18 protein-coding genes are annotated in these 23,683 nt (G+C 74.8%); 9 read left to right on the top strand and 9 right to left on the bottom strand.

What is annotated here, in order from left to right; translation table 11 throughout:
* Positions 1-126: 126 nt before the first annotated feature.
* The 6 genes from CW362_RS30650 (at position 127) to CW362_RS30675 (ending at position 8,926) form a co-directional block, all read left to right on the top strand.
* Positions 127-960 carry an AfsR/SARP family transcriptional regulator gene (locus tag CW362_RS30650; RefSeq protein WP_103552865.1) on the top strand — a complete coding sequence of 278 codons (834 nt, stop codon included), beginning with the start codon at positions 127-129 and terminating at the stop codon, positions 958-960.
* A gap of 65 nt (positions 961-1,025) precedes the next feature.
* Positions 1,026-2,228 carry an RNA-guided endonuclease InsQ/TnpB family protein gene (locus tag CW362_RS30655; protein ID WP_103552866.1) on the top strand — a complete coding sequence of 401 codons (1,203 nt, stop codon included), beginning with the start codon at positions 1,026-1,028 and terminating at the stop codon, positions 2,226-2,228.
* A 180-nt stretch (positions 2,229-2,408) separates the two neighbouring features.
* Positions 2,409-3,230, top strand: coding sequence for an AfsR/SARP family transcriptional regulator (locus CW362_RS30660; RefSeq protein WP_103552867.1), 822 nt, complete (start codon positions 2,409-2,411; stop codon positions 3,228-3,230).
* 739 nt (positions 3,231-3,969) lie between these two features.
* The gene (locus CW362_RS30665; RefSeq protein WP_103552868.1) at positions 3,970-4,923 is read left to right on the top strand and encodes an aromatase/cyclase; all 954 of its coding nucleotides are present in this window, start codon (positions 3,970-3,972) and stop codon (positions 4,921-4,923) included.
* Between the two features lie 238 nt (positions 4,924-5,161).
* Positions 5,162-8,488, top strand: a complete 3,327-nt coding sequence (locus CW362_RS30670) for a condensation domain-containing protein (protein WP_103552869.1) — start codon at positions 5,162-5,164, stop codon at positions 8,486-8,488.
* A 126-nt stretch (positions 8,489-8,614) separates the two neighbouring features.
* Complete coding sequence (locus tag CW362_RS30675; RefSeq protein WP_162684281.1) at positions 8,615-8,926, top strand: DUF6059 family protein; 312 nt, start codon at positions 8,615-8,617, stop codon at positions 8,924-8,926.
* Between the two features lie 21 nt (positions 8,927-8,947).
* Here CW362_RS30675 and CW362_RS30680 read toward each other — a convergent pair whose 3' ends face one another.
* The 9 genes from CW362_RS30680 to CW362_RS30715 all read right to left on the bottom strand — a co-directional run bounded on the left by CW362_RS30680 (position 8,948) and on the right by CW362_RS30715 (position 17,493).
* A complete protein-coding gene (locus CW362_RS30680; RefSeq protein ID WP_103552871.1) occupies positions 8,948-9,925 on the bottom strand; it encodes a 3-oxoacyl-ACP synthase III family protein in 978 nt (325 codons plus the stop codon).
* Positions 9,922-11,013, bottom strand: a complete 1,092-nt coding sequence (gene fni, locus CW362_RS30685; RefSeq protein ID WP_103552872.1) for a type 2 isopentenyl-diphosphate Delta-isomerase — start codon at positions 11,011-11,013, stop codon at positions 9,922-9,924. Before fni ends, CW362_RS30680 begins: the two co-directional genes overlap by 4 nt.
* 144 nt (positions 11,014-11,157) lie before the next feature.
* Entirely contained in the window at positions 11,158-12,327 is a 1,170-nt protein-coding gene (locus tag CW362_RS30690; RefSeq protein ID WP_103552873.1) for a hydroxymethylglutaryl-CoA synthase, read from the bottom strand.
* 3 nt (positions 12,328-12,330) lie between these two features.
* Positions 12,331-13,392 carry a hydroxymethylglutaryl-CoA reductase gene (locus tag CW362_RS30695; RefSeq protein WP_112477707.1) on the bottom strand — a complete coding sequence of 354 codons (1,062 nt, stop codon included), beginning with the start codon at positions 13,390-13,392 and terminating at the stop codon, positions 12,331-12,333.
* Positions 13,389-14,504, bottom strand: a complete 1,116-nt coding sequence (locus CW362_RS30700; protein WP_103552875.1) for a phosphomevalonate kinase — start codon at positions 14,502-14,504, stop codon at positions 13,389-13,391. Before CW362_RS30700 ends, CW362_RS30695 begins: the two co-directional genes overlap by 4 nt.
* Positions 14,501-15,550, bottom strand: a complete 1,050-nt coding sequence (gene mvaD, locus CW362_RS30705; protein ID WP_206301094.1) for a diphosphomevalonate decarboxylase — start codon at positions 15,548-15,550, stop codon at positions 14,501-14,503. Before mvaD ends, CW362_RS30700 begins: the two co-directional genes overlap by 4 nt.
* The gene (gene mvk / locus CW362_RS30710; protein ID WP_240658120.1) at positions 15,547-16,557 is read right to left on the bottom strand and encodes a mevalonate kinase; all 1,011 of its coding nucleotides are present in this window, start codon (positions 16,555-16,557) and stop codon (positions 15,547-15,549) included. The genes mvaD and mvk overlap by 4 nt, the downstream gene beginning before the upstream one ends.
* Positions 16,558-16,675: 118 nt before the next feature.
* Positions 16,676-16,861, bottom strand: a complete 186-nt coding sequence (locus CW362_RS43505) for a MerR family transcriptional regulator (protein WP_162684282.1) — start codon at positions 16,859-16,861, stop codon at positions 16,676-16,678.
* Positions 16,858-17,493 (bottom strand): hypothetical protein, encoded by a 636-nt coding sequence (locus CW362_RS30715; RefSeq protein ID WP_103552877.1) that lies wholly within the window; start codon positions 17,491-17,493, stop codon positions 16,858-16,860. Before CW362_RS30715 ends, CW362_RS43505 begins: the two co-directional genes overlap by 4 nt.
* Before the next feature lie 316 nt (positions 17,494-17,809).
* Here CW362_RS30715 and CW362_RS30720 point away from each other — a divergent pair, with 316 nt between their 5' ends.
* The 3 genes from CW362_RS30720 (at position 17,810) to CW362_RS30730 (ending at position 23,655) form a co-directional block, all read left to right on the top strand.
* On the top strand, positions 17,810-19,867 hold the full coding sequence (locus CW362_RS30720) for an FAD/NAD(P)-binding protein (RefSeq protein WP_103552878.1): 2,058 nt from the start codon (positions 17,810-17,812) through the stop codon (positions 19,865-19,867).
* A complete protein-coding gene (locus CW362_RS30725) occupies positions 19,864-21,330 on the top strand; it encodes a nitrosuccinate lyase (protein ID WP_103552879.1) in 1,467 nt (488 codons plus the stop codon). The genes CW362_RS30720 and CW362_RS30725 overlap by 4 nt, the downstream gene beginning before the upstream one ends.
* A 1,257-nt stretch (positions 21,331-22,587) precedes the next feature.
* Positions 22,588-23,655 carry a type III polyketide synthase gene (locus tag CW362_RS30730; protein ID WP_206301095.1) on the top strand — a complete coding sequence of 356 codons (1,068 nt, stop codon included), beginning with the start codon at positions 22,588-22,590 and terminating at the stop codon, positions 23,653-23,655.
* Positions 23,656-23,683: the final 28 nt, after the last annotated feature.

Consider the following 23,683-nt stretch of genomic DNA (forward strand, 5'->3'; position numbering starts at 1 on the left):
ACGGCATGCGCGGTTTGGTGTTGACAGACCGGTCGTGCTGTTTTTACCCTGGTGCACGCTGGACCGCATCTGTTGACGGCCATGGGATCCCCGGAGTACTCGAGGGCATGAGATAAGGGAGAGCGCGTGAACATCGAGTTATTGGGCACTCTGGACGTCAGGGAGAACGGCGTCTCCATCACGCCCACCGCGCCGAAGCCGCGGCAGGTTCTCGCCCTGCTGGCCCTCCACGCCGATCAGGTGGTCTCCGTCGCAGCGCTGACCGAGGAACTGTGGGGCAGCACGCCGCCGCGCAGCGCCCGGACCACCCTGCAGACCTACGTGCTCCAGCTGCGCGAACTCATCACGGCCGCCCTGGAACGGGGCCGGCCCGAGGAGGGGAAGCGGCGTACGGCCAAGAACGTCCTGGCCACCCTGCCCGGGGGCTACCTCCTCGACAGCGGCGAAGGCACCAGCGACGTCAGGGAGTTCGAGCGGCTCGCGGGCGTGGGCTACCGGGCGATCGACGCGGGGGACTTCCAGGGCGCGGTACGGCAGCTGCGCAAGGGACTCGAGCTGTGGACCGGCCCCGCCTTCGCCGACGTGCAGCTCGGCGAGGTGCTGCAGATGGAGGCCAAGCGCCTCGACGAGACCCGGCTGTGCGCCCTCGACCAGCGCATCGAGGCGGACCTGCGCCTCGGCCGGCACCGCGACCTGCTCGCCGAACTGACGGTCCTGGTCAACCGCTACCCGACGCACGAGAACCTGCACGGCCAGTACATGCTGGCCCTGTACCGCTCGGGACGGCGCAGCGAGGCGCTGACGGCGTACCAGCGGGTGCGCACCACCCTCGTGCAGGAGCTGGGACTCGAGCCGTCCGTCGACCTGCGCAGGATCCAGCGCCTGATCCTCATGGCCAGCCCCGACGGCGCACTCGATTCCGCATCGAGCGCCGGCGGGCGGCTGGTGCGCAGCAACTGACACCGAGGAGTCCGCGGACCGGGTCCGGCGGCGCCGAAGGAAGCCGGACGGAGGGGAGGGGCCGGATGATCCGTGCGTACAGGTTCCTCCTGCGCCCCACCGTCCGCCAGGCCCAGGCACTGTCCGACATGCTGCGGGACCATCGCTCCCTCTACAACGGGGCCCTGCAGGAACGCCGCGACGCCCACCGGCACACCGCGAGGGCCAGGCCCGGATACGGCGGGCAGTGCGCCCAGCTCGAGGAGATCCGGGCGTTCGACCCGCAGCGTCAGGGCCGCTGGTCCCTCTCCTCGCAGCAGGCCACCCTGCGCCGCCTGGACAAGGCGATGCGGGCGTTCTTCCGCCGCCTCTCCCTCGGCGACACCCCCGGCTGGCCGCGTTTTCGCGGGGCGGGCCGCTTCGACACGGTGGACTTCCCCCGGGACGGGGACGGCTGCCGCTGGGACTCCACCCCGCACGACCCGGTCACCCGCCTTCACCTCCAGGGCGTCGGACACGTGAGGGTCCACCAGCACCGGCCGGTGCCCGGCAGGGTCAGGACCGTCTCGGTCAAGCGCGAGGGCCGCAAGTGGTTCGTCGTGCTCACCGCCGAACGGGAACGGCCCGAGCCGCTGCCCAAGACCGGCAGCACGGTCGGGATCGGCCCGGGCGGCGCGGACTTCCTCGCCGACTCCAGCGGCGGCCTCGTCCCCGCCCCGCGCCACGGCCGCCGCGCCGCCGCGAAACTCCAGGCCGCCCGGCAGGCCCTGTCCCGCTTCCCGCGCCGCCGGGCGAAGGACCGCACCGCCGGCCACCGGCGCGCGGCGGAGGAGGTCGCCCGGCTGCACGGCAAGCTCCGCCGCCAGCAACTGGACCACGCCCACAAGACCGCCCTGCACCTGGTCCGCACCCACGACGTCATCGCGTACGAAGACCCGAGGACCCGCGACACGCGCAAACCCCCCGCGCCCCGTCCCGGCCCCGACGCGCCGGGAGCCCACCCGCCCGCCGGGGCCGGGCCCGACAGGCCGACCACCGACGCCGGTTGGGGGGTGTTCCTGAGGATCCTGCACGCCAAGGCTGAGAGCGCCGGACGGGAAGTGATCACCGTGGACCCCCGCGACACCTCCCGCACCTGCCCCCGCTGCGGGCACCTCGCGAAGGAGAACCGGCCCGCACCGGAGAAGTTCTGCTGCGCCGCCTGCGGCCACACCGCCCGCACCGAAACGGCCGCAGCCGTCAACGTATTACGGGCCGGGCTGGTCCGTTGCTACGCCGGCACGGCATAGCGAGAAACCCCGTCCCTCGGGACAGGGAGGAGTCACATACCTTTCCCCGGTGGTCCGCCCTTCGAGGTTCGCTCGAACTCCGCTGAAGGAAAAGGCACTTCGGAAGCGGGTACGGCTAGCCTGCCAATTCGCCGACGACTTTCCGCCACGGGGGAGAGCCCGCGACGAACGGAGGAAACCATGGAGATCCGGATTCTAGGTCCGCTGTGTGCCACCGTGAACGGCGGGTCGATCGTCCCGACCGCCGGGAAACCCCGGCAGGTTCTCGCTCTGCTCGCACTGCACCCGAACCGTGTACTGCCGGTGGCCACGCTGATGGAAGAGATCTGGGGCATGGAACTGCCGCAGAGCGCGATGACCACGCTGCAGACCTACATCATGCAACTGCGCCGCTGCCTCGGCACCGCGATGGGCCCCGACGCGCCCGGCAACGCGAAGGACGTGCTGGCCACCCGGCACGGCGGCTACCTGCTGCAGATCCCCTCGGACTCGGTCGACGTGCACGCCTACGAGCGCCTGGTCTCCGCGGGCCAGGAAGCCTTCGAGGAGGGCGGCGACGAGAGAGCCGCCCAGTGCTTCCGGCAGGCCCTCGCGCTGTGGCAGGGCACCGCACTGGTGGACGTACGGCTCGGACCGGTCCTGGAGATAGAGGTCATGCGCCTCGAGGAGTCCCGTCTGGTGACCGTCGAGCGGCGGATCGACGCGGACCTGCGGCTGGGACGGCACACCGAGGTGCTCGCCGAACTCGCCGACCTGGTCGCCCGCCACCCCCAGCACGAGGGCCTGCACGCACAGGCGATGGTGGCCCTGTACCGGTCCGGACGGCAGGCCGCCGCCCTGGAGGTCTACCGCAAGATGTGGCGGCGGCTGACGGAGGACCTGGGCGTGGAGCCCTCGCCGCAGCTGCAGCGCCTGCACCAGGCCATCCTCTCGGTCGACCCCGAACTCGACGTGGTGGCCGGCCCGCGGCGCGGCTCCACCTTCGACCGGTACGCGGCCTGAGACGGCTCCGCCCGGCCTCGAGCGCCGCTCGAGAAGCCCTGGCGATGCTCGGACCCTGCCCTCCCGCGCGACCAGAGGCGCAGGAGAGGAGGACGCCATGTCGGACCGACCGCCGGTGCGGCCCGGTTGCCGCCCGCACCCGGGCGAGGCCCCCGCACGCCGGGCGGCAGCCGCCGGCACCGGGACGCGGCCGGCTTCGCCGGGCCACGGCCGCCACCGGCCCGCGCCCGGGACGCACCCGCACCAGGCTCCGCCCGCCGCCCCGCCCCGCCGGCCCGCGGCAGAGCCCCGCACGGGCACGGCCTCGAGGCACCCCCGCCCCCGCCGCCCCCTGCGCCCCTCACGAGGACGACGGCATCCGGCCGCAGGCCGCGCACCGGGCACCCCCCACCGCCCCGGCACCCGCCCGGACCCCGCCAAAAGCGGCCCGCGAACCGGCCGGCCCCCTCGCCGCCCCGCCGCCCGCCGCCCGCGAGGACAGCGCGCCGCGGCCCCCCGCGACCGCCGACGGCCCGCGCCGCCGGACCGGCGGGACCGGCCGGCCGCGCCCCGCCCCGGACCGGCGTCCTCGCGTACACGTTCGCGAACCGCCCCGGCCGCCGGACCGGCCCGCCGGGTCCCGGCCCCTCCCACCCGTCGGCCCGCGTCGGCCCTTCGGTCCGGTGCGCGCCCCTGAATTCCCGCCGTCCGGATTCCGTTTCCAGCCCCGGCGGCGCGGTGCGAAGAGAAAGGTGTGCAGATGTCTGCTGAGCACACGGACCGCAGGACACACGACGTGCAGGTGGCCGCGCCGGCGGGGGTGGTCTACACACTGATCGCCGACGCGGAGAACTGGCCGCTGTATTTCTCCGAGAACATCCACGCGGAACGCCTGGAATTCGACGGCGAACACGAACGGCTGCGCGTGTGGTCCCTTCTGGGCGGCCGGCTGGAATCCTGCATACTGGGCCGCCGGCTCGACCCGGTGGAACGCCGCATCGACTACCGGCACGAACAGCTCACCGCCCCGCTGGACTTCATGGCCGGCTCCCTGGACGTGAGCGTCGAAGGACCGCGCGCCAGCCGGGCCCGGCTGCGCTACGCCCTCGGCGTCGTCGACGACCGGCCCGAGGACCTGGCGCGGGTGCGCCGGGCCGCCGACCACAACTGCCGCATCCACATCGCCGACCTCAAGACCCTGGCCGAGCAGTGGACGCGGCTGGACGAACTGACCCTGGCCTTCGAGGAGTCCCTGCGCGTCAACGGCCCGCCGGAACTGGTCTACGACTTCCTCTACCGGGCCGCGGACTGGCCCGGGCGGGTGCCCCACGTCACCGGGGCCGATCTCACCGAGGACGCGCCCGGAGTGCAGCACCTGACCCTGCGCACCCGCACCGGACACGGCGAGCAGACCACGAAGGCGGTGCGGATCTGCTTCCCGCACGCGGGCCGCATCGTCTACAAGGAGACGACGCCCGCGGCCGCGCTGGCGGCCCACGTCGGCGAATGGTCCGTCGTCCCCGACGAGACGGGCGTGAGCGTGAGCGTGCAGCACCGCGTCGTACTGCGCGAGGAGACCGGCGCCGCAGGACCGGACCGGCGCACCGCACTGGCCGACACCCGCCGCCAGGTGCGCCGCACGCTCTCCGCCACCAGCCGCACCCTGCTCGCCCTCGCCGGACAGCACGCGAAGAGCGCCGTGCGCATGCTGTGACGGCAGGGGCCACCGGTGCCCGAGCGCCGTCCGGGCTCGGGCACCGCTCGGACACCGCTGTACACCCGCTCGGGAAATCGGACGCCGCCGCGCCGGGGCACTAGCGTGCGAGTCCGACCCTTGTCGATCCGGACAGATCAGGGGCCGTCAGGGAAGAGAGGCACTTTCAGCGCAGCGGACAGAGAGGAGCGAGAAGGGAGGCCGGCCGCGCGCAGCGGACCGCGCCACCTCGGACACCATGACTGTTCACCGCTCCCCGGACACACCGGTCTGTGTGGTCGTCGAACCCGGGTCCGCCCCCTATCCGGCCCCCTGGTCCCTCGAACTGCACGGCTCGCTCGACGCCGCGGCCCTGGAGAAGATCCTGGGCGAGGTCACCACCGGCGACCCGGACCGAAGCGCCGTGCGCTACCGGCTGCTGCGGCACGGCCCCGACCACCACACGCTGCGGCTGTCCGCGGCGCGCGGCACCCACGACGCCCGCGTCTGGGGCCGCGTCGCCGACCTGCTCACCGAGCCGCCCGCCGCCCGCCGCCCGCTGACCGCCGCCCAGCACGCGGCCCGCACGCCCGACGACGAGCAGCGCTACGAGGCCGTGGTCATCGAACCGGGGGCCCCGCTGGAGGCGGGCGCGCTGCGGCAGGCACTGCGGGCCGTCGCCGCCGCCCACCCCCAGCTGCGGTCCCGCCTCGACGGCCGGGGCACCTGGCTGACCGCGGCGGCCGCCTGCGGCGACACGGAACAGGATCCGCTGCTGGAAGGGGAGTTCACCGACGAGGCCTCCTTCGCCCGGGCCCTGGCCCGCACCGGCCGCACCCTCGACGCACGCACCGGCGTGCAGCTGCGGGCCCTGCTCGCCCGGGACCGCCGGCCGACCGGGCCGCGCGGCGACCGGCTCGCGGTGGTCGTCCACGAACTCGCCGTGGACCCCGCGTCCTGGCACATCCTGCTCGAGGACCTGACGGCCGCCCTCGGCGCGGCCGCCGCCGGAGCCCCGGCACGACCGCCCCGGACACCGGACGGCCTGGCCGAGTGGGTCACCGAACTGCGGGAACTGGCCCGCGACGCCGACGAGGCGAGGCACTGGAGCAACGTGGCCGAAGACCGGGCACGGGCGGCCGCCGCCCGGCCGCCCGCGCCCGGCACCGCGCGGCACAGCGCCTTCGTACTGGCCCCCGAAGCCACCGAGCGGATCACCCGCGGCCTGGCCCGGCGGCTCGCGCTGACCGAGGGACAGGTGCTGACCGGGGTGTTCGCCCTGGCCCTGGCCCGCTGGCACGGCCAGGACGAGGTCGACTTCGACGTCTGGAGCGACCCCCGGCCGGCCCGCCAGGGCCTGCGGCGCCAGGTGGGCCGGCTCACCGACCCCTACCCGGTGCACCTGACCCCCGGCCCCGGACCCGGCCCCCTGCACCAGCTGGACGCCCTGGCCGGTGCGCTCGCCACCTGCGCGGGACGGGCCGCGGGCGGCGCGGGCTTCGGCGCCTGCCGCCAGTGGAGCCCCGACCCGCTGCTGCGCCACGCCCTGGCCGAACTGCCCCCCGCCCAGGCCTGTCTGATCCTGCACGGCACGGCGCAGGCACTGCCCGCCCGGGCCCCGACCGCGGACACCGGCACCCCCACCGGGCCGCGGCCCGGCCACCCGGTCCGGGTACGGGCCCAGGTCGCCGACGGCCGGCTGCACATCGGCCTCGACTGGACCCGCGACGCGCGGCCCGGCGCCGACGAGCTCACCGACGCCCGGGTCCGCGACCTCGAGCGGCTCCTGCACGACCTGCTGCAGGAACTGGCCGAACTGCCCGCCGCACCGGCCGCCGCCGCCTTCCGGCCCACCGCCCAGCAGGCGGCCCTGCACACGGGCGGCGACGCGGCCCCCGGCACCGGCCGCCACGTCGAGCAACTGGTGTGGGTGTGGCACGGCCCCTTCGACACCGGGCGCTTCACGGCGGCCTGGCAGTCGGTGTTCGACTGCGAGACGGTGCTGCGCACCGCGTTCACCGGCACCGGCGAACCGCTGCTCGTGCCGCACGAGCGGGTGGTGCCCGAGATCACCCGCCAGGTCTGCCGCGACGGCGGCTGGTCCCCGTTCCTGGAACGCGACCGGCTGCGCGGCTTCGACCTGCGCCGCCCCGGAGCACTGCGCCTGACCCTCCTGGAGACGCCCGCGCCCGCGCCCGCCGGCCGCACCGCCCCCACACGGATCCTGCTCACCTACCACCGGGCCCTGCTCGACAGCTGGAGCGCACACCTGCTGCTGCGCGAGTTCTACCGCGCCTACCTGGCGGGCGGCACCCTGCCGGGCGGCGAGCGCCGCCCCGACCTGCGCGACTACACCGCCTGGGTCGCGGCCCAGGACCCGGAACCCGCCCGCGGGTTCTGGCGGCGCCTGCCCTCGCCCGACACCGCGGCCTCCCGGCCCGGCCGGCCCGCCGGGCCCACGGGCATGACCGGCATCGGCCGCGCCCGCCTCAGCCTCGACCCCGCGGACACCGCCCGGCTCGCGCACTGGGCGGGCACCTGGGGCACGGCCGAGAGCAGCGTGCTGCAGGCGGTGTGGGCGATGCTCCTGTACCGGGCCTGCGGCGTGCGGGGACCGGCCCCGGTCTGCTTCGCGGTCACCGTCTCGGGACGCGGCATCGCGCTGGACGGCGCGGCCCGCATGCCGGGACCGCTGCGCAACCCGCTGCCGATGACCGTCGAGGTGGACCCGGCGCACTCGGTGCCCCGGCTGCTGCGGCACCTGCGCGACCGCGCCCTGGACATGGCCGCCTACGAATGGGTGCCCGCGCAGTGGATCCGCGAGTGGGCCGGCGGCACGGGAGCCGACCCCCTCGACACGGTCCTGGTGTTCGAGGACCCGCCCCACCCGGTGGAGGGCCTGGAGGACGAACTGGCCGCCCACGGCATCCAGGCCGAGTTCCCCGGCACGCTGCCCGCCCGCTCCGTCCTGCCCATCGGACTGCTCGCCCATCACGACAGCTCCGGCGCCCTGGTCCTCACCGGGGTGCACGACCGGGCCCTGCTCGGCGAGGCGGCCGCGGCCGAACTGCTGGCCCAGTGCGCGCTGCTGCTGTGCGAACTCCCCTTGACCGCGGGCGAGTCCACGACCGTGGCCGAGGCCCTCGCCCTGCTCGAGGGCACCGCCGTACCGCACATGGCCCAGGCCCCCGCGGACGGCCGCACGGACCGCGCCGCCCCGCTGGTGACACTGCGCGCGGCGCGCGAGGAGGGCGCGGGAACGATCTGTCTGATCCCGCCGCCGGGCATGCCCGCCGGCTGCTACGACCTGGTCGCCCACACCTATCCGGGCCCGCAGGAACTGCTGGTGCTCACCGTGGGCGCCGACGGCGCGGAGGCCGCCCGGGCCGCGCTCGGCACCGGCCGGCCCCTGCTCCTCGGCGGGTTCTCCGGGGCCGGCGTGCTCGCCTGCGATCTCGCCCGGCGCATCGCGGCAAACGGCGGCCCGCCGCCCCGGGTGGCGCTCGCCGGTGCGGCCGTCGACGAATGGCACCGCGCCCACGGCCTGTCCCGGGCCCTGGCGGCCGCCTGCGGACCGGCGGACTGACCCGCCGCCACCGGCACGACCCCGCCGCCCGGACGGCGGCCCTCGACCGCGTCACGAGCGGACCTTGCCAGTCTGTGCGGACAGACGCGAGCGGACAGACGCGAGCCGACCGGCGAAAGGGCGGACATGAGACGGTGGTTGCGCACAGGCCGCAGGGTGCTGACGACCCGCTGCCTGCGCCCGCTCTGGCGATCCCTGACGATCATGGGAGCCGTCCTGAGCGGCCCGCTGGTGTACTACTACGCGGTGTTCGCCCCCCTGTCGGGCCCGCGGCCCCACGACCCGTTCGCACCGCACGAGGAGCAGCCCTGCGGACCGCCGCCCGGACACCCCGAGCGGCTGCGCCCCGACCTCCCGCTCACCGCGCAGGAACGCCGCCTGGACCGGGAGCTGTGGCCCGCCCACGACGACGTACGGCGCGCCCCCGACGGCCGCTGACGACCGCGGCGGGCCGGCCGCTCACCACTCCACCAGCGCGAAGCTCGCCGCCATCCCGCCGCCGAAACCGGCCAGCAGCAGCAGTTCGCCCGGACGGAAGGCGCCCGCGCGGGCGGCCGCGTCCAGGGTGATCGGGATGGAGGCGGCGCCCGTGTTGCCGTAGTGCGTCAGCGTCCGGTGCACCGTGGCGCGGGGCAGGGCCAGGTCCCCGGCCACCTCGTCGAGCATGACACCGTTGGCCTGGTGCGGGACGAAGTGGCTGATGTCCTCGGGACCGACACCGGCCTCGTGCAGGAACCCCTTGACCAGACGCGGCAGCTGCTCGACGACGAAGCGGCGCACCGCCCGCCCGTCCATCGCGAAGTACTGCAGCCCGGCGTCGAGCGCGGCGGCGTCGGCGGGCAGCCGGCTGCCGCCCGCGGGCACCTGGATCAGGCCCGAGAGCTCACCGAAGGTGTGCAGCGCGACATGGCGCACACGCGGGCCGCGGCCCGTCGTGCCCAGGACGATCGCACCGGCGCCGTCCCCGAACAGGACGACCGTCCTGCGGTCGGCCGGGTCCAGGATCCGCGAGTACACGTCCGCGCCGATGATCAGCGCGTGACCGCCCCGGTGCTCCAGGACACCGCCGACCGCGGACAGCGCGAACACCGTGCCCGAGCACACCGCGTTGACGTCGAACGCCGCGGTGCCGGGCGCACCGAGACGGTGCTGCACGTACGCCGCCGTGGGCGGCTGGGGCCGGTCCGGCGTGGACGTGGCGACCGCGATCACCGACAACTGCTCGGCGGTGATGCCCGCCGACCGCAGCGCGGCCCGCGCCGCCGCCGTGGCCAGGTCCGAGGTGGCCTGCCCGGGGGCGGCCCAGCGCCGCTCCCGGATCGCGGTCTTGCGGGTGATCCAGGCGTCGTCGACCCCCGCCGCCGCCCCGGCTTCGTCGTTGGAGACGACCCGGTCCGGCACATAGGCACCCGTGCCGACGATCCTGACGTCGGTCATCGCCTGCCTCCCGTCGTCTCGTGGAGAACCTCGCCGCAGCCGGAGCGCCGGGCGAGACGACGCGTGTCGATGCCCCGGTCGGCGCAGAAGGAACGCAAGGCGCCCTGGATCAGCAGGTCGCAGTGCACCAGGTCGGCGGGGGTGCGCGCGCCGAGCATGGTCTGCAGGGCCGCCAGCTGGTCCAGCCAGGTCGTGATCCGCGCGACGAGGGCCGGCACACCGCCCTCCAGCAGGGTGCGCAGGAAGCCCCCGGAGGACCCGACGGCCCGGGCGCCGAGCGCGAGCGCACGGGCGACGTCGAGCGGGTCGCGGACGCCGCCGGAGGCGAGCACGGGCAGACCGACGTCCTGCGCGTCCAGCAGGCAGGCGGCGGTGGACTGCCCCCAGCCGTGCAGGAAGGCGTAGTCGGCCAGTTCGCGCCGCCCGTTCTCGATGCGGGCGAAGTCGGTGCCACCGCGGCCGCTGAGGTCGGCCGCCTGCACCCCGAGGTCCCGCAACGCCTGCACGGTCTGCCTGCTCAGCCCGTTGCCGACCTCCTTGACGATCACCGGGACGCCGACGGCCGCCACGATCTTGCCGATCTGCGGACCCCAGGACCCGAAGGAGCGGTCGCCCTCCGGCATGGCCGTCTCCTGCGCCGTGTTGAGGTGGATCTGCAGCGCGTCGGCACGCAGCAGGTCCACGGCGCGCCGCGCGTCGTCGACCGAGGCCGTGGCATTGACGTTCGCCAGCACGAACCCGTCCGGGTTCTCCCGGCGCAGCACACGGAACGTGTCGGCGCACGAGGGGTCCCTGAAGTAGGCGTGCATGGAGCCCGAGGCGATGGCCACCCCGGACTCCCGCGCGGCGATCGCCAGGTCCCGGTTGATGGCACCGGTCTTGGCGCTGCCGCCGGTCATCGCGTTGATGTAGAGCGGCGCCCGCCAGGAGATCCCGGCGAAGGACGTGGCCAGCGACACGTCCGGCCGGTCGATGCCGGCCAGGGCGTGGTGGACGAACGACACCTCGTCGAACTGGTTGCGTCCGCTGTGCGCGTGCTGCTGCTCCATGGCGAGCCGGACATGGTCGTCCTTGCGCTGAGCACTCATCGAGCTGCCCTTTCCTCGAACGGTCGGATGCGCTGTGCGGGGCCCACCGGCGTGCGTCCCGGTGGCCCGCCGGTGTGCGTCCCGGTGGCCCGGGGCGGGCGGCCCGGGGCGGCCGGGACGCACGTCCGCGTCCCGCGGGCGGCCTCAGCGCGCCTGGTAGATGCGCTTGTGGCCGCTGATCCCGGCCAGCCGGAAGGGGCCGGTCGTCTGCGCCGGGGTGCAGTGGTCGCCGCCGTCCGTCGGGAACGCGCGCTCGTGCAGGCCGCGGTAGGCCGCGTAGTCGACCACCCGGCGCCGGCCGATCGCCTCGCGGTGCGCCCTCGTGCGCAGGTGCTCCCGGTACCCGGCGACCACCGTCCCGGCGAAGAACTCGGCGACGCTGCCGGAGCCGTAGCTGAGGAAGCCCACGGGCCGCCCGGCCAGGTCGTCCGCCTGGTCCAGCAGCGCGGCGAGGCCGAGATACATCGAGGCGGTGTAGCTGTTGCCGATCACGGCGTTGTAGGCCGTGGTGCCTGCGACGGCGCGGGCGACGACCTCCTTGCCGGCGTCGTGCCCGCAGTAGTCCAGCAGGTGGCGGTGCGCCTTGTGGGCCATCTTCGTGAACGGCTGGTGGTAGCAGAACGCGGCGAAGTCCTCCAGCGCGTGGCCGCCCTGCTCCGTGTAGTCCTTCCACACGCCCTCGACCGCCTGCAGATACGCGGCGATCGACTCCTGCCCGTCGACCAGCGCGGTGTCGCGGTAGTTGGGCCGCCAGAAATCCATGACGTCGGCGGTGAAGAGCCCGGAGGGGTCCTCGACGCGGACCAGGGCGGGATCCGCCGAGACCAGGATGGCCACCGCCGCCGCGCCCTGGGTCGCCTCGCCCGGGCTGTCGAGGTCGTAGCGGGAGACGTCGCTCGCGACGACGAGGACCTGCTGCCCCGGGTCGCGGCGCACCAGGCCGATGGCGAACTGCAGGGCCGCCGTCGCCCCGTAGCAGGCCTGCTTCAGCTCGACGACCCGGGTCGCCGACGGCAGTCCCAGCAGCGAATGGACGTACACACCCGCCGACTTGGCCTGGTCGATCGACGACTCCGTCGCGAACACGACCGTGCGGATCAGGTCGCTGCCGTGCCGGGCGACCACCGGCGCGGCGGCCGCCGCGCCCAGGGTCACGATGTCCTCGTCGGCGGCGGGCACACTCATCGACTCCTGGCCGATGCCCACATGGTATTTGCCGATCTCGGTGCCGTTGTGGCCGGCGAGCGCCGTGTGCGGCAGGACGAACTCGGTCGTCGCGAACGACAGGTCGTGGATCCCGATGGACAAGGACATGGCCTATGCACCCACCTTTGCGGTCGTGGTGTCGCGTTCCAGTTGGACGTGCGCGCGCATGAGCTCACCCGGGTTGGTCTGGGCCGCGAGCAGGGAGAGCTCACCGCACAGCACGGTCGCCGCCGCGATGACGGCGAGCCGGCGCGCGTTCTCACCGGGCGCGCGGTCGGCCCGGCAGCCGAGCCGGGTCAGATTGGTCTCCACGAAGGGCAGGCCCTTGCCGTTGCCGACCGTGCCCACGATCAGGTTCGGCAGCGTGCAGGAGAAGTACAGGTCGCCGTCGCGGTCCTCGGCCATCGTCACGCCCTGGGAACCCTCGACGATGTTGGCCGCGTCCTGGCCGGTGGCCAGGTAGAAGGCGAGCAGCATGTTCGCGTAGTGGGCGTTGGCCGAGCGGATGCCGCCGGCGAGCAGCGTCCCCAGCAGGTTCTTGCGCAGGTTCAGCCGGACGACCTTGGCCGCCGTCGTGTGCAGGACCCCCTCGACCACCTCGCGCGGCACCAGCAGCTCGGTGACCACGTTCTTGCCGCGGCCGAGGATGCCGTTGACCGCGGTGGCCTTCTTGTCCGTGCAGTAGTTCCCCGAGATCGATCCGTAGGAGATGCCCGGCACGGTCTGCAGCAGATGACCGAGCAGCGCGTCGGAGGCGAGCGTGGCCATGTTGTGGCCGGAGGCGTCGCCGGTGCTGAACTCGAACCGGATGAACAGCAGGTTGGCGTTGATCTCGTGCCGTATCCCGATCAGTTCGGCGAACCGGCTGCAGGTGCGCACCACGGCGCGCAGCTCCTCGATCCGCGCCTCGATGGCCCGCGCGGCCGCGTGCGCGGTGCCCGCGTCCGTCGCCTCGACGAGCACCGAACGGGTCATCCGCTCGTCGACCAGGGTGGCGACGATGCCCCGCTCGGCCAGCATGGAGACCTTCGCGCCGCGTCCCACCGACGGCCACAGCGGCGACTCGTAGGTGGCCAGCGGTACCTGGGTCTCGGCCAGGGCGACATTGCCCGATACGCGAAGGGGACCCACCCACTTCATCGGGACTCCGGCTATCGCATGTGCTTCGGTCATCGTTGGATCCCTTCCATGGCGACACGGACGGGCAGGGGCAGCACCCCGGCCTCGGTCCACCGTCGGTGTACGTACGAGATGTGCCGCGGCGCCGCGGCGTCCAGCAGGGCGATGCCGCAGTCGCCGCCCCCCGCGCCCGACGGCTTGGCCGCGCCGCCCGCGGCCTCGGCGGCCTCGCACAGGGCGCGCAGCTTGTCGGTGAAGACACCGAGACCGGCCTCGTCGTCCAGGCGGGCCAGCTCCTGGCGCGCGCGCCGGACCTGGTGCAGCACACCCGGACCGTCACCGGCCTCGAGCGCACCGGCCATGGCGTGCACGACGTCGGTGACGGCCGCCGTGAACCGCCGGTGCCGGCAGGTGCCCCGCCAGGGCCGGCGGTGCAGGCCGGACACCAGGCGGGCGGTGGAGGCGGGACGGCCGGTCCAGCCGGCCTGGAGGCTCAGTCCGGCGGGCGGGGGCAGCCTGCGGACGGCGAACCCCGGCCAGGGCGCGCGCAGCGCCGCCCCGGTTCCCCGCTCGCGGGCCAGGTCGAGCACGAAGCCGCGGTCGGGTGCCCGGTAGAGGAGCCAGCCGCCCCAGGTGCTGGCGGCCAGGTCGCCGCCGGAGCCCTCGGGGTCGATCCGCGCGGTGGCGAGGAGGGCGAGCCGGTACACGTCCGCGCGCGTCAGCTCCAGGCCGCAGTACGCCGCCACGGCCGCGACGCTCGCCACGGTCACCGCACCGCTCGACCCCAGGCCGAACTTGCGGCCGTCGGCGTGCAGCGCGCTGGCGACCGAGAGCTCCAGCCCCGGCCGGGGCAGGCCGTGCTCGGCCAGCAGGGCGGCCACCGTCTCCACGGCCGAGAGCACGTGCACCGGCCCGCCGCGCTCCCGGCCGCCGTCCGCGGCGAGCCGGCCCCCGTCCCAGCGGCGACGCACCGGATGCGCGGCGAGGTCGGAGGAGACCAGGACGCCGGGCGACGCCGAGCCGGACACGGTGACCGTGACATACCGGTCGACGGCCGCCAGGATCGCCGGGTTGCCGCTGTCCACGACCGCGTACTCGCCGGCGACGAACAGTTTGCCCGGCGCGCGCCGGACCACGGCCGGCCGGCCGGGCGCGGGGCCGCTCACCGGTCCCCGCCCGTCAGGCGGGCGCCCGGCCCGGGGCCGGCGATGTGCACGGCGCGCCCCGGGGCGGCGGCCCGCACGACGCCGGCCACCCGCTGCGCGTCCGCGCGGGCGCACAGGACCTTCACGTTCGGCCCGGCGTCCATGGTCGCGTAGGCCGCCACCCCCTCGCGCCGCAGCTGCAGCACGCTGTCGAGCACCGTCAGCGTGGCCGGCGACAGATAGCGCACCGCGGGGCGCGCGGCCAGCATCGTGGCGTGCATGCCCAGGGCGTTGCGCTCCGCGATCTCTCCCACCGCCGGGAGGTCGCCGCGCAGCAGCGCGGCCCGCATCTCGGCCAGGTCCTCGCCGCTGGAGCGCGCCCACGGCCGGTACAGCGGGGAGGTGGCGACGGTGCGCCGCATGGCCGCACGGCTGGACACCTCCTTGGGGCCCGCGTCCAGGACCGCGACGACCAGCGCGGCGTCCAGCCCCGCGGTGGGCACCGGCTCGGCGTAGGAGGCGAGATCGGCCTCGGCGTCCGTGCCCGCGGCGTCGCCCGCGTGCCACAGGGCGAAGCCGCCGAAGACGGAGCGCGAGGCCGACCCCGATCCGCGCCGGGCCAGGCGGGACAGGCCCCTGGCGTCCAGGCCGAGCCCGTACGCGGCGGCCGCGGCGACGGCGAGGGCGGCGAACCCGCCGGCGGAGGACGCGAGGCCCGCCCCGGTGGGGACGGTGTTCCGGCTCTGCACGACGGCCCGCTGCCGCAGCCCCGCCCGCTCCCGTACGAGGCCGAGGAACGCGGTGACGCGGCGCAGCGTCTGCCCGTACGCGGGGACGCCGTCGAGCGTGACCGTGTCCTGCCCGGCCGCGGCGTCGAGCCGGACCCGGGTCGTCGTGGGGAAGATGTCCAGGGTCATCGACAGGCTGTCGGTCCAGGGCAGGAACAGCCGCTCGTCGCGCTTGCCCCAGTACTTGATCAGCGCGATGTTCGGGTGCGCGACGGCGGTGGCCCCGCCGTCGCACCGCTCGCGCGGCCGCCGCCCGGGCACAGGGAGTTCACCGCTCACGGCCGCCGCCCCCTCTCGAGCGGTACGGCCCAGGCCCCCACGGCGCCCGCCTCGAGCAGCCGCTGCGTGACCCGGCCGGCCGCCCGCGGGGAGGCCAGCGCGAGGACACAGCCGCCCAGGCCGCCACCGGTGATCTTGGCGCCGTGGCTGCCCGCCGCGAGCGCGGCGTGCACCAGCGCGTCGATACGGCCGGTGCTCAGACCGGCGTCGCGCATGAGCTCGTGATAGTGCGTCAGCTGGGTGCCGAGCTCCGCGTCCCGCCCCTCGGCCAGGGCCCGGGCGGCCCGGCCGGCGAGCCGGGCCGCCCGCCGCACGAACGCCTCCCGGGCACCGGCCCGCCGCCCGAATCCCGCGCGCAGCAGCTCGCCCGCCTCCTTGGTGCCGCCCGCGGTGCCACTGTCGGCGACGATGAACACGCCGTCGCAGCCGACGGCCAGCGGACGGGCCCGGCCCGCCCGGAACAGCAGCGGCGCCGAGGCGCCCACGGTCATGGCGTCGACGCCGCTGGCCCGGCCGTGCGTCACGTTCTCGGCCGTCTGCACCAGGTCGAACGCCATGTCCTCGGACAGTTCACGCCCGAACAGTCCGGCGAGGGCCAGCACCACGGCGCGCGAGTTCGCCGCGCTCGAGCCGAGTCCGCGGCCGGGCGGGATCCCGCCGTCCAGACACACCTCCAGGGGCGATCCGTCGTGCACCCCCGTCCGCTCCCTGAACGCGCCGACGAGCCGGCGCAGGCCGTGGCAGGCCCGGTCCACGACCGCCCGCGGCGCGGAGCCCGGCACCGTGAACGACAGCCCGTCCCCGTCGCCGGGGTGCGAGGACCGTCGGGCCCGTGCCGTGACCGTCAGCTGCGGCACCGGAAGAGCGAGCGCCGGAGCGCCGTAGACGACCGCGTGCTCGCCGAGCACGATGGCCTTCGCGTGGGCGCGGCCGACACCGACCGCGCCGCCGCCCGGGTGCGCGCCCGGCGCTTTCGCCGCGCCCGCCGTTCCCGCTGCCCCCTCCACTGAGGCCGGTAGAGTCAACGCACTCAGCTCCCCTTGTCGTTTGCGCATCGAGACCGCCATCGTCACGAAGGAGTCCACGCCTTTTCCGGCGCGCTCTTTCGCGAAGATCCAGGCAACGTCAGAGCTGACGCTGCAGAGCGATCCGGGTGAGTTCCTCGATGTCGAATTCCGAGCGGCATCCGGGTGTGCCGTACCGGGTGATCTTTCCGCGGCTCACCCACTTCCGGATGGTCGCTTCCTTCACTCCCACGGCAAGCGCCGCCACATTCGTGGGAACGAGCCGGTGACGGGGTGGCTTGATCATGCGCTGACGCCCTTTCGCTGCCGCTCCACGAGCCGCCGCAGAACGAGCAGCTCGTGCATCTTCCAGGAATGTCCGGCCGAGCAGCCGACGCTGCCGTCCGCCGGCCTCCTGCTTTTCTGGTGCTGTGGAAAAGCACTGATCGTTCCGTTGCAGCCCTCCACGACGCACGTGCGGATGAGCGCCTGGAGACCGCCGGGGTCGGGGTCGACGATGCGGCGCAGTTCGCCGGCGAGGCCCTCGATCTCGTCCGCGAACTCGGCGGCCGGGGGCTGCGCGGTGAGCCAGGCGAGATGACGGGCCAGGAAACGTGCCAGGTCCGGCACGGTGCGCTTCGGCGCCACGCGTCCGAGCCGCTCCACGACGAGCTCGGACCATGATTCGAGCACCGCGAGGATGTTGTGCCGGCTGTCCAGCACGGAGATGTCGAGGAAGTCGTTCCTGCGGCTTCCGGAGACCTTGGTCGGATTCGTCCGCCGGGACGCCGGCGACACGTGGTGCAGGCATTCCTGGTGCAGATACGGCAGAGCGCGCAACTGACGCCCGACCTGCTCGACGCAGCCGGCGCACAGGAGGGGACCGGCGCAGGTGCGGATTCCCTCGGCATGGCATCTGGGGCATGAGTGAACCTGCATCGAGTCTCCTTCAATTCAGATCCGCAGGGGAATTCCGCCGCCCGGCCCCGGCCCGCCGGCGTATTGCGGCGAGCCCGGAGACCTCCTTCGCAGCGGTGTACCGGAGTGCGTCCGATGAGAACGTACGGACGGGCGGTGGAGTCCCTCTCAAGCCTCGTTCGGGAATCGCTCGGCGAATTCCCTCGAGCCGACTTCCAGCGGAATCCGAGCCCTGATCGAGCGCCCGTGCCGACGCTTACGGCGACAAGGAGGCGCTGTGTCTGGAACGCACGGAGGAGAAACCCCGCCCGGCATCGCACGCACCGCAGGACAGCCCTTGCCGGCGGCCGCACCGCCGGCCCCGCACGATCCGGCCCCACGACTTCAGGTGTGCCTGGTCGGCGCCGGCCCCCGGGGCCTGTCCGTACTGGAACGGCTCTGCGCACAGGAGCGCAAGTCCCCCCGCCGGGCCGCGGTCACGGTGCACGTCGTCGACCCCGGCCCGCCCGGCCCGGGACGGGTGTGGCGGCCCACGCAGTCCCGCCACCTGCTGATGAACACCGTCTCGTCGCAGGTCACCGTCTACACCGACGCCAGTGTGCGCATCGAGGGGCCGCTGGCCGAGGGGCCGAGCCTGTACCAGTGGGCCAAGGCACTGGAGGCAAGGACCCTCGAGCCCGGCTCCGAGGCCGCCCACGACACGGAGATCCTCGCCGAGGCGCACCGCCTGGAGCCCGACGGCTACCCCACCCGCGCGCTCTACGGCTGCTACCTGGCCTGGGTGTTCCGGCAGGTGGTCGCCAACGCCCCGGCGCACGTGACGGTGCAGCCGCACCCGCTGCGGGCGATCGCCCTGGAGGACGGCGGCACCGGGGCACCACGGCCGCAGACCGTCGTGCTCGAGAACGGCACCCGGCTGACCGGCCTGGACGCGGTCGTCCTCGCCCAGGGCCATGTGCAGGCACGACCCACCGAGACCGAACGGGAACTGACGCGGTTCGCCGCCCGGCACCGGCTGACCTACCTGCCGCCGGCCAACCCGGCCGATGTCGACCTGACGGACATCGGGCCCGGCGAGGACGTGCTGGTACGCGGGCTCGGGCTCAACTTCTTCGACTACCTGGCCCTGTTCACCCACGGCCGCGGCGGCGTCTTCACCCGGGCCGGGGGCCGGCTCGTCTACCGGCCCTCGGGCCGCGAACCGCGCCTGCACGCCGGATCCCGGCGCGGCGTGCCCTACCAGGCGCGCGGCGAGAACCAGAAGGGCGCCCACGGCCGCCACCGTCCCCGGCTGCTGACCGCCGGATACATCACCCGGCTGCGCGCCGGACAGCCGCACCGGGGCGCCATCGACTTCGCCGCCGACCTGTGGCCGCTCATCTCCAAGGAGGTGTGCGGCGTCTACTACGCGACCCTGCTCACGGCACGCGGTGAACTCCCCGCAACCGTGGAGGAGTTCACCGAGAACTACCTGCACGCCGAACCGGGCGCGGCCGAGGACCGGCTCCTGGACGCCACCGGGATCGAGCCCGCCGGACGCTGGGACTGGGAACACCTCGCCCGCCCGTACGGCCCCCACGTCCTGCGCGACCGGGCCGCCTTCCGCGACTGGCTGCGCGGCCACCTCGACGACGACGTCCGCCTGGCCCGCCAGGGCAACGTCGAGGGACCGGTCAAGGCCGCCCTCGACGTCCTGCGCGACCTGCGCAACGAGCTGCGGCTCGCCGTCGACCACGCCGGGCTCACCGCCGCCTCCCACCGCGACGACCTCGACCACTGGTACACACCGCTCAACGCCTACCTGTCCATCGGCCCCCCGGCCTCCCGCATCGAGGAGATGGCCGCGCTCATCGAGGCGGGCGTCCTGGACGTGACCGGACCGGGCCTGCGCGTCACGGCCGACGCCCACGACCCGCTCGGCCCCTGCTTCACCGCCACCTCGAGCGCGATCGGGGACGTACGGGTGCGGGCCACGGCGCTCATCGAGGCCCGGCTGCCCGAGATCGACCTGCGGCGCACCGCGGACCCGCTGATGGGCCAGCTGCTGCGCACCGGGCAATGCCGTGCCCACCGCATCCCCGGCGCGGACGGCACCGCGTACGAGACCGGCGGCCTCGCGGTGACCGAGCGGCCCTTCCACCTCATCGACGCCCAGGGCACACCGCATCCACGGCGCTTCGCCTACGGGGTGCCCACCGAGTCCGTGCACTGGGTCACCGCGGCCGGCATCAGACCCGGCGTCGGCTCCGTCACCCTCGAGGACTCCGACGCCATCGCCGCGGCGGTCCTCGCCCTGCCCGGCCTCCCCTTCGTGCCCCCACCGCCGGGCCCGAGGCGAACGGCCCCGCCCGCCTCCACCGCACCCCCGTCCCCGAACGCGAAGGCGAGCAGATGACCCCCTTCCCCGCCCACCTGGACGCCGGGCTGCTCTCACCGGTCAGGGCGGGCACCCCCGCCGAGGCCGCCGTGGGCGACGGAGCCTGGCTGCAGGCGATGCTCGACGCGGAGGCGGGCCTGGCCCGGGCCCAGGCCCGCTGCGGCACGGTGCCCGCCGCCGCGGCCCGGGCCATCACGGCCGCGGCACGCGCCGAACTGCTGGACGTACGGCAGCTGGCGCTGGCCGCGCGGGAGACCGCCAACCCGGTCGTGGCACTGGTCAAGGCCCTGACCGCGGTGGTCGCCGAACGCTCCCCGCAGGCCGCGGAGTTCGTGCACCGCGGCTCGACCAGCCAGGACGTCTTCGACACCGGCGCCATGCTGGTGGCCGCACGGACACTGCGCCTGATCGTCGCCGACCTGCGGGAGGCGGCCGCCTTTCTCGGGGACCTCGCCGCCGCCCACCGGGACACGGTGATGGCGGGCCGCACCCTGGCCCTGCACGCCGTGCCCACCACGTTCGGGCTCAAGGCGGCCGGCTGGCGCGAGCTGCTCCTGGACGCGGCCGAGCGCCTGGAACGCACCGCCCGCGACGGGCTTCCGGTGGCGCTCGGCGGCGCCGCGGGAACACTGGCCGGCTACCTGAGCCACGCGGGCGAGGACGCCGATCCCGCCGCCGTCCTCGAGGAACTCGGCGCCGCCTTCGCCGCCGAGACCGGCCTGGCCCGGCCCGTACTGCCCTGGCACGCCCTGCGCACCCCGATCGCCGACCTGGCGGCCGGGCTCGCGCACACGGCCGGCGCCCTCGGCAAGATCGCCGCGGACGTGCTGGTGCTCGTACGCACCGAGGTCGCCGAGGCCGCCGAGCCCGCCGTGGCGGGACGGGGCGCCTCCTCGGCGATGCCGCACAAACGCAACCCCGTGCTCGCCACCCTGATCCGCTCGGCCGCCCTCCAGGTCCCCGCCCTGGCCGCCGTGCTGCACCAGTGCCTGAGCGCCGAGGACGAACGCTCGGCCGGGGTGTGGCACGCCGAGTGGCAGCCGCTGCGCGAATGCCTGCGGCTCACCGGCGGCGCCGCGCACACGGCCGTCGAACTCGCCCGCGGACTGACCGTCCACCCCGGCCGGATGCGCGCCAACCTGGAGGCGACCGGGGGACAGCTCGTCTCCGAACGGGTCGCCGCCGTCCTGGCGCCGCGCCTGGGCAAGGAGGCCGCCAGGGCGCTGCTCACCGAGGCCTCGCTCGGCGCGGCCGCATCCGGCCGGCCCCTGGCCGAGGTACTGGCCGAACTCCCGCGGCTGAAGGGCGTGCTGAGCCGCGAGGCGGCGGCGGCCCTGCTCGATCCCGCCGCGTACACCGGCGTCGCGGGCCCGCTGGTCGACCGGGCGCTCGCCGACCGCTCGCCCGGCGCTCGACAGGCGGTCGAGCCCCGGCCGGGCACCGCCTCGAGCGGCGTTGCCGGGGCGCACCGTGCTCCCTAGGGTCTTCTCCGTCGCGCGGCGACCGCCGTACCGGCTGTTGCCGGGCCACCGGTTGCGCCGGTGGCTCTACGAGCGGGTCGCGCACGCGGTACCCGCTCCGCGGGCGAGCGGGGCAGGGCGGCACGGGTGAGCAGGGGACGGCCACCCGTGCCGCCCCCTTTTTCTTTTCCTGCGGTACGCACCGGAGCCGCCCCTCACCTCGCCCGCACCCTGCCCGTGCGTCCCGCGCGCACCCTGTCCGTGCGTCCCGCGCCCGCACCCTGCCCGCCCCTCGCCTCGCCCGCGCCCTGGCCCGTGCGCCCCGCCCCTCACCCCGCCCGGCGCTCCGCCTCCCGTACCGGCCCGGCCGGGGCCGTCGGACGCTGCCGCCCGGCCGCGTACGGGCGCTCGCGCGGGCGTGCGTGAGCGGCCGGTGCCGCGCCGGGGCGCATGCGGGCCCCGGACCGCGGGTCCCGGCCGGGCCACCGCCTCGACGAGGCGGGCCGGACGCCAAGGCCCGGCGCGGGGGAGGGGCGGCGCGGGGGAGGGGCGGCATCGGCACGGACGACGGCCACCCGCCGGCCTGACACCCGGCACCCGACACCCGGCACCCGCACGTGCACGGCCGCCGCCGGTGAGCCCGCCGCTCCTTCTGCCGGCGCGGCGGCCCGGCGCGCACCGGACGCGCGGACCCGGCATGCGCAGATCCGGCCGCCGCCCCGCCCGCCGCGGCGGCGCTACGGCCGTCGCCGTCCAGGACCCGGACTCCACCGGCGGCCGCCGCCGGGACGAGCGCGGCCGCGGCAGGCGGCTCCTGCCGTCCCGGCGCCCGCCTCGCCGCCGCGGGACCCGAGGCCCGGCCGGTGACGGCGGCCGCGCACGGGGCAACGTGACCCACGTCACTTCCGTCCGCTCTTGGCGGGGCGGCGACAGACATGTCACTATCTCAACACGCCACCCCTGCCCGAAAGTTGACGAGCGGCAGGCGATGAGGCACTTCACCTGACGGTCCGGACACGTCGTCCGATCAGACCGCTTCCGTGCCCGCTGCGGCACCCTTCTCCCCGCGATCCCCTCGCGATCCACCCTTTCCTCGCCCGCCCCGCCGCCGTCCGCGTTCCTCCGCGCGGCGGGGGGCTTTCGCATGCGCCGACGCCCCCGCACGGGGCCGGCGACACCACGCCCGTCCGCCGTACCGGCCAGGTCGGCTTCCGCACCCGTGCGCGGATCGCTCACGTACGCACGGAAAGCAGACTCTAGAGAAAGTGGACCCCAGGTATGCCAAGGCTATGCAGGCCCGCGGTGAGTACGCCGGAAAACGTCATCACACTGGAAGAGACTCTGGCGTTCGCCGAAAGAGTCCATGGTGGAAAGCCGCAACTGCCCCTCGCGCTGCGGCTGATCCGGAACACGGGTGTCCAGAAGCGCCACATCGTCCAGCCCATCGAGGCGACGCTGCGCCACCCGGGCCTGACCGAACGCAACCGTATCTACGAGCTCGAGTCCAAGAAGCGGTGCCCCGAGGTCGTCGAACAGGCCCTGCGCAACGCCGATGTGACGGCACGTGACATCGACGCCATCATCTACGTGTCGTGCACGGGCTTCTCCATGCCCTCGCTGACCGCCTGGCTCATCAACAATCTCGGACTGCGCTTCGACACCCGGCAGATCCCCATCGCCCAGCTGGGCTGCGCGGCGGGCGGCGCGGCCATCAACCGCGCGCAGGACTTCTGCGCGGCCCACCCGGGCAGCAACGTCCTGATCGTGTCGTGCGAACTGTGCTCGCTGTGCTACCAGCCCGACGCGGACGACATCGGATCCCTGCTGTCCGACGGCCTGTTCGGCGACGCGGTCGCGGCCGCCGTGGTGCGCGGCGCCGGCGGTGTCGGCATCGAACTGGAGCGCAACGCCTCCTACCTCATCCCCAACACCGAGGACTGGATCTCCTACGCCGTGCGCGACACCGGCTTCCACTTCCAGCTGGACCGCCGGGTGCCGGGGACGATGGAGCCGCTGGCCCCGGTGCTGCGCGAGTTCGCCAAGGACCACAGCTGGGACGCCGGCAACCTCGACTTCTACATCGTGCACGCGGGCGGTCCGCGGATCCTGGACGACCTCGCCAAGTTCCTCGAGGTCGACCGCAAGGTGTTCCGGCACAGCTGGGCCACGCTGAGCGAGTACGGCAACATCGCCAGCGCCGTCGTCCTGGACGCCGCGCGCAGGCTGTTCGAGGAGGCCGCCCCCGCCCCCGACGCCACCGGTCTGATCGCGGGCTTCGGCCCCGGCATCACCGCGGAGATGGCACTGGGCCGCTGGGCCGTGGACACGCCGCAGCTCATCGACTGAGCCCGCGCGGGATTCCCTACGGACACAA

This window comes from Streptomyces populi, from assembly GCF_002911015.1.
GTDB classification, from domain to species: Bacteria; Actinomycetota; Actinomycetes; order Streptomycetales; family Streptomycetaceae; genus Streptomyces; species Streptomyces populi.

Excerpts from the sequence above, each read along its gene's own strand:
- CW362_RS30655 (WP_103552866.1), top strand. The coding sequence starts at position 1,026 with ATGATCCGTGCGTACAGGTTCCTCCTGCGCCCCACCGTCCGCCAGGCC.
- CW362_RS30660 (WP_103552867.1), top strand. The coding sequence starts at position 2,409 with ATGGAGATCCGGATTCTAGGTCCGCTGTGTGCCACCGTGAACGGCGGG.
- CW362_RS30665 (WP_103552868.1), top strand. The coding sequence starts at position 3,970 with ATGTCTGCTGAGCACACGGACCGCAGGACACACGACGTGCAGGTGGCC.
- CW362_RS30670 (WP_103552869.1), top strand. The coding sequence starts at position 5,162 with ATGACTGTTCACCGCTCCCCGGACACACCGGTCTGTGTGGTCGTCGAA.
- CW362_RS30675 (WP_162684281.1), top strand. The coding sequence starts at position 8,615 with ATGAGACGGTGGTTGCGCACAGGCCGCAGGGTGCTGACGACCCGCTGC.
- CW362_RS30680 (WP_103552871.1), bottom strand. The coding sequence starts at position 9,925 with ATGACCGACGTCAGGATCGTCGGCACGGGTGCCTATGTGCCGGACCGG.
- fni (WP_103552872.1), bottom strand. The coding sequence starts at position 11,013 with ATGAGTGCTCAGCGCAAGGACGACCATGTCCGGCTCGCCATGGAGCAG.
- CW362_RS30690 (WP_103552873.1), bottom strand. The coding sequence starts at position 12,327 with ATGTCCTTGTCCATCGGGATCCACGACCTGTCGTTCGCGACGACCGAG.
- CW362_RS30695 (WP_112477707.1), bottom strand. The coding sequence starts at position 13,392 with ATGACCGAAGCACATGCGATAGCCGGAGTCCCGATGAAGTGGGTGGGT.
- CW362_RS43505 (WP_162684282.1), bottom strand. The coding sequence starts at position 16,861 with ATGATCAAGCCACCCCGTCACCGGCTCGTTCCCACGAATGTGGCGGCG.
- CW362_RS30715 (WP_103552877.1), bottom strand. The coding sequence starts at position 17,493 with ATGCAGGTTCACTCATGCCCCAGATGCCATGCCGAGGGAATCCGCACC.
- CW362_RS30725 (WP_103552879.1), top strand. The coding sequence starts at position 19,864 with ATGACCCCCTTCCCCGCCCACCTGGACGCCGGGCTGCTCTCACCGGTC.
- CW362_RS30730 (WP_206301095.1), top strand. The coding sequence starts at position 22,588 with ATGCCAAGGCTATGCAGGCCCGCGGTGAGTACGCCGGAAAACGTCATC.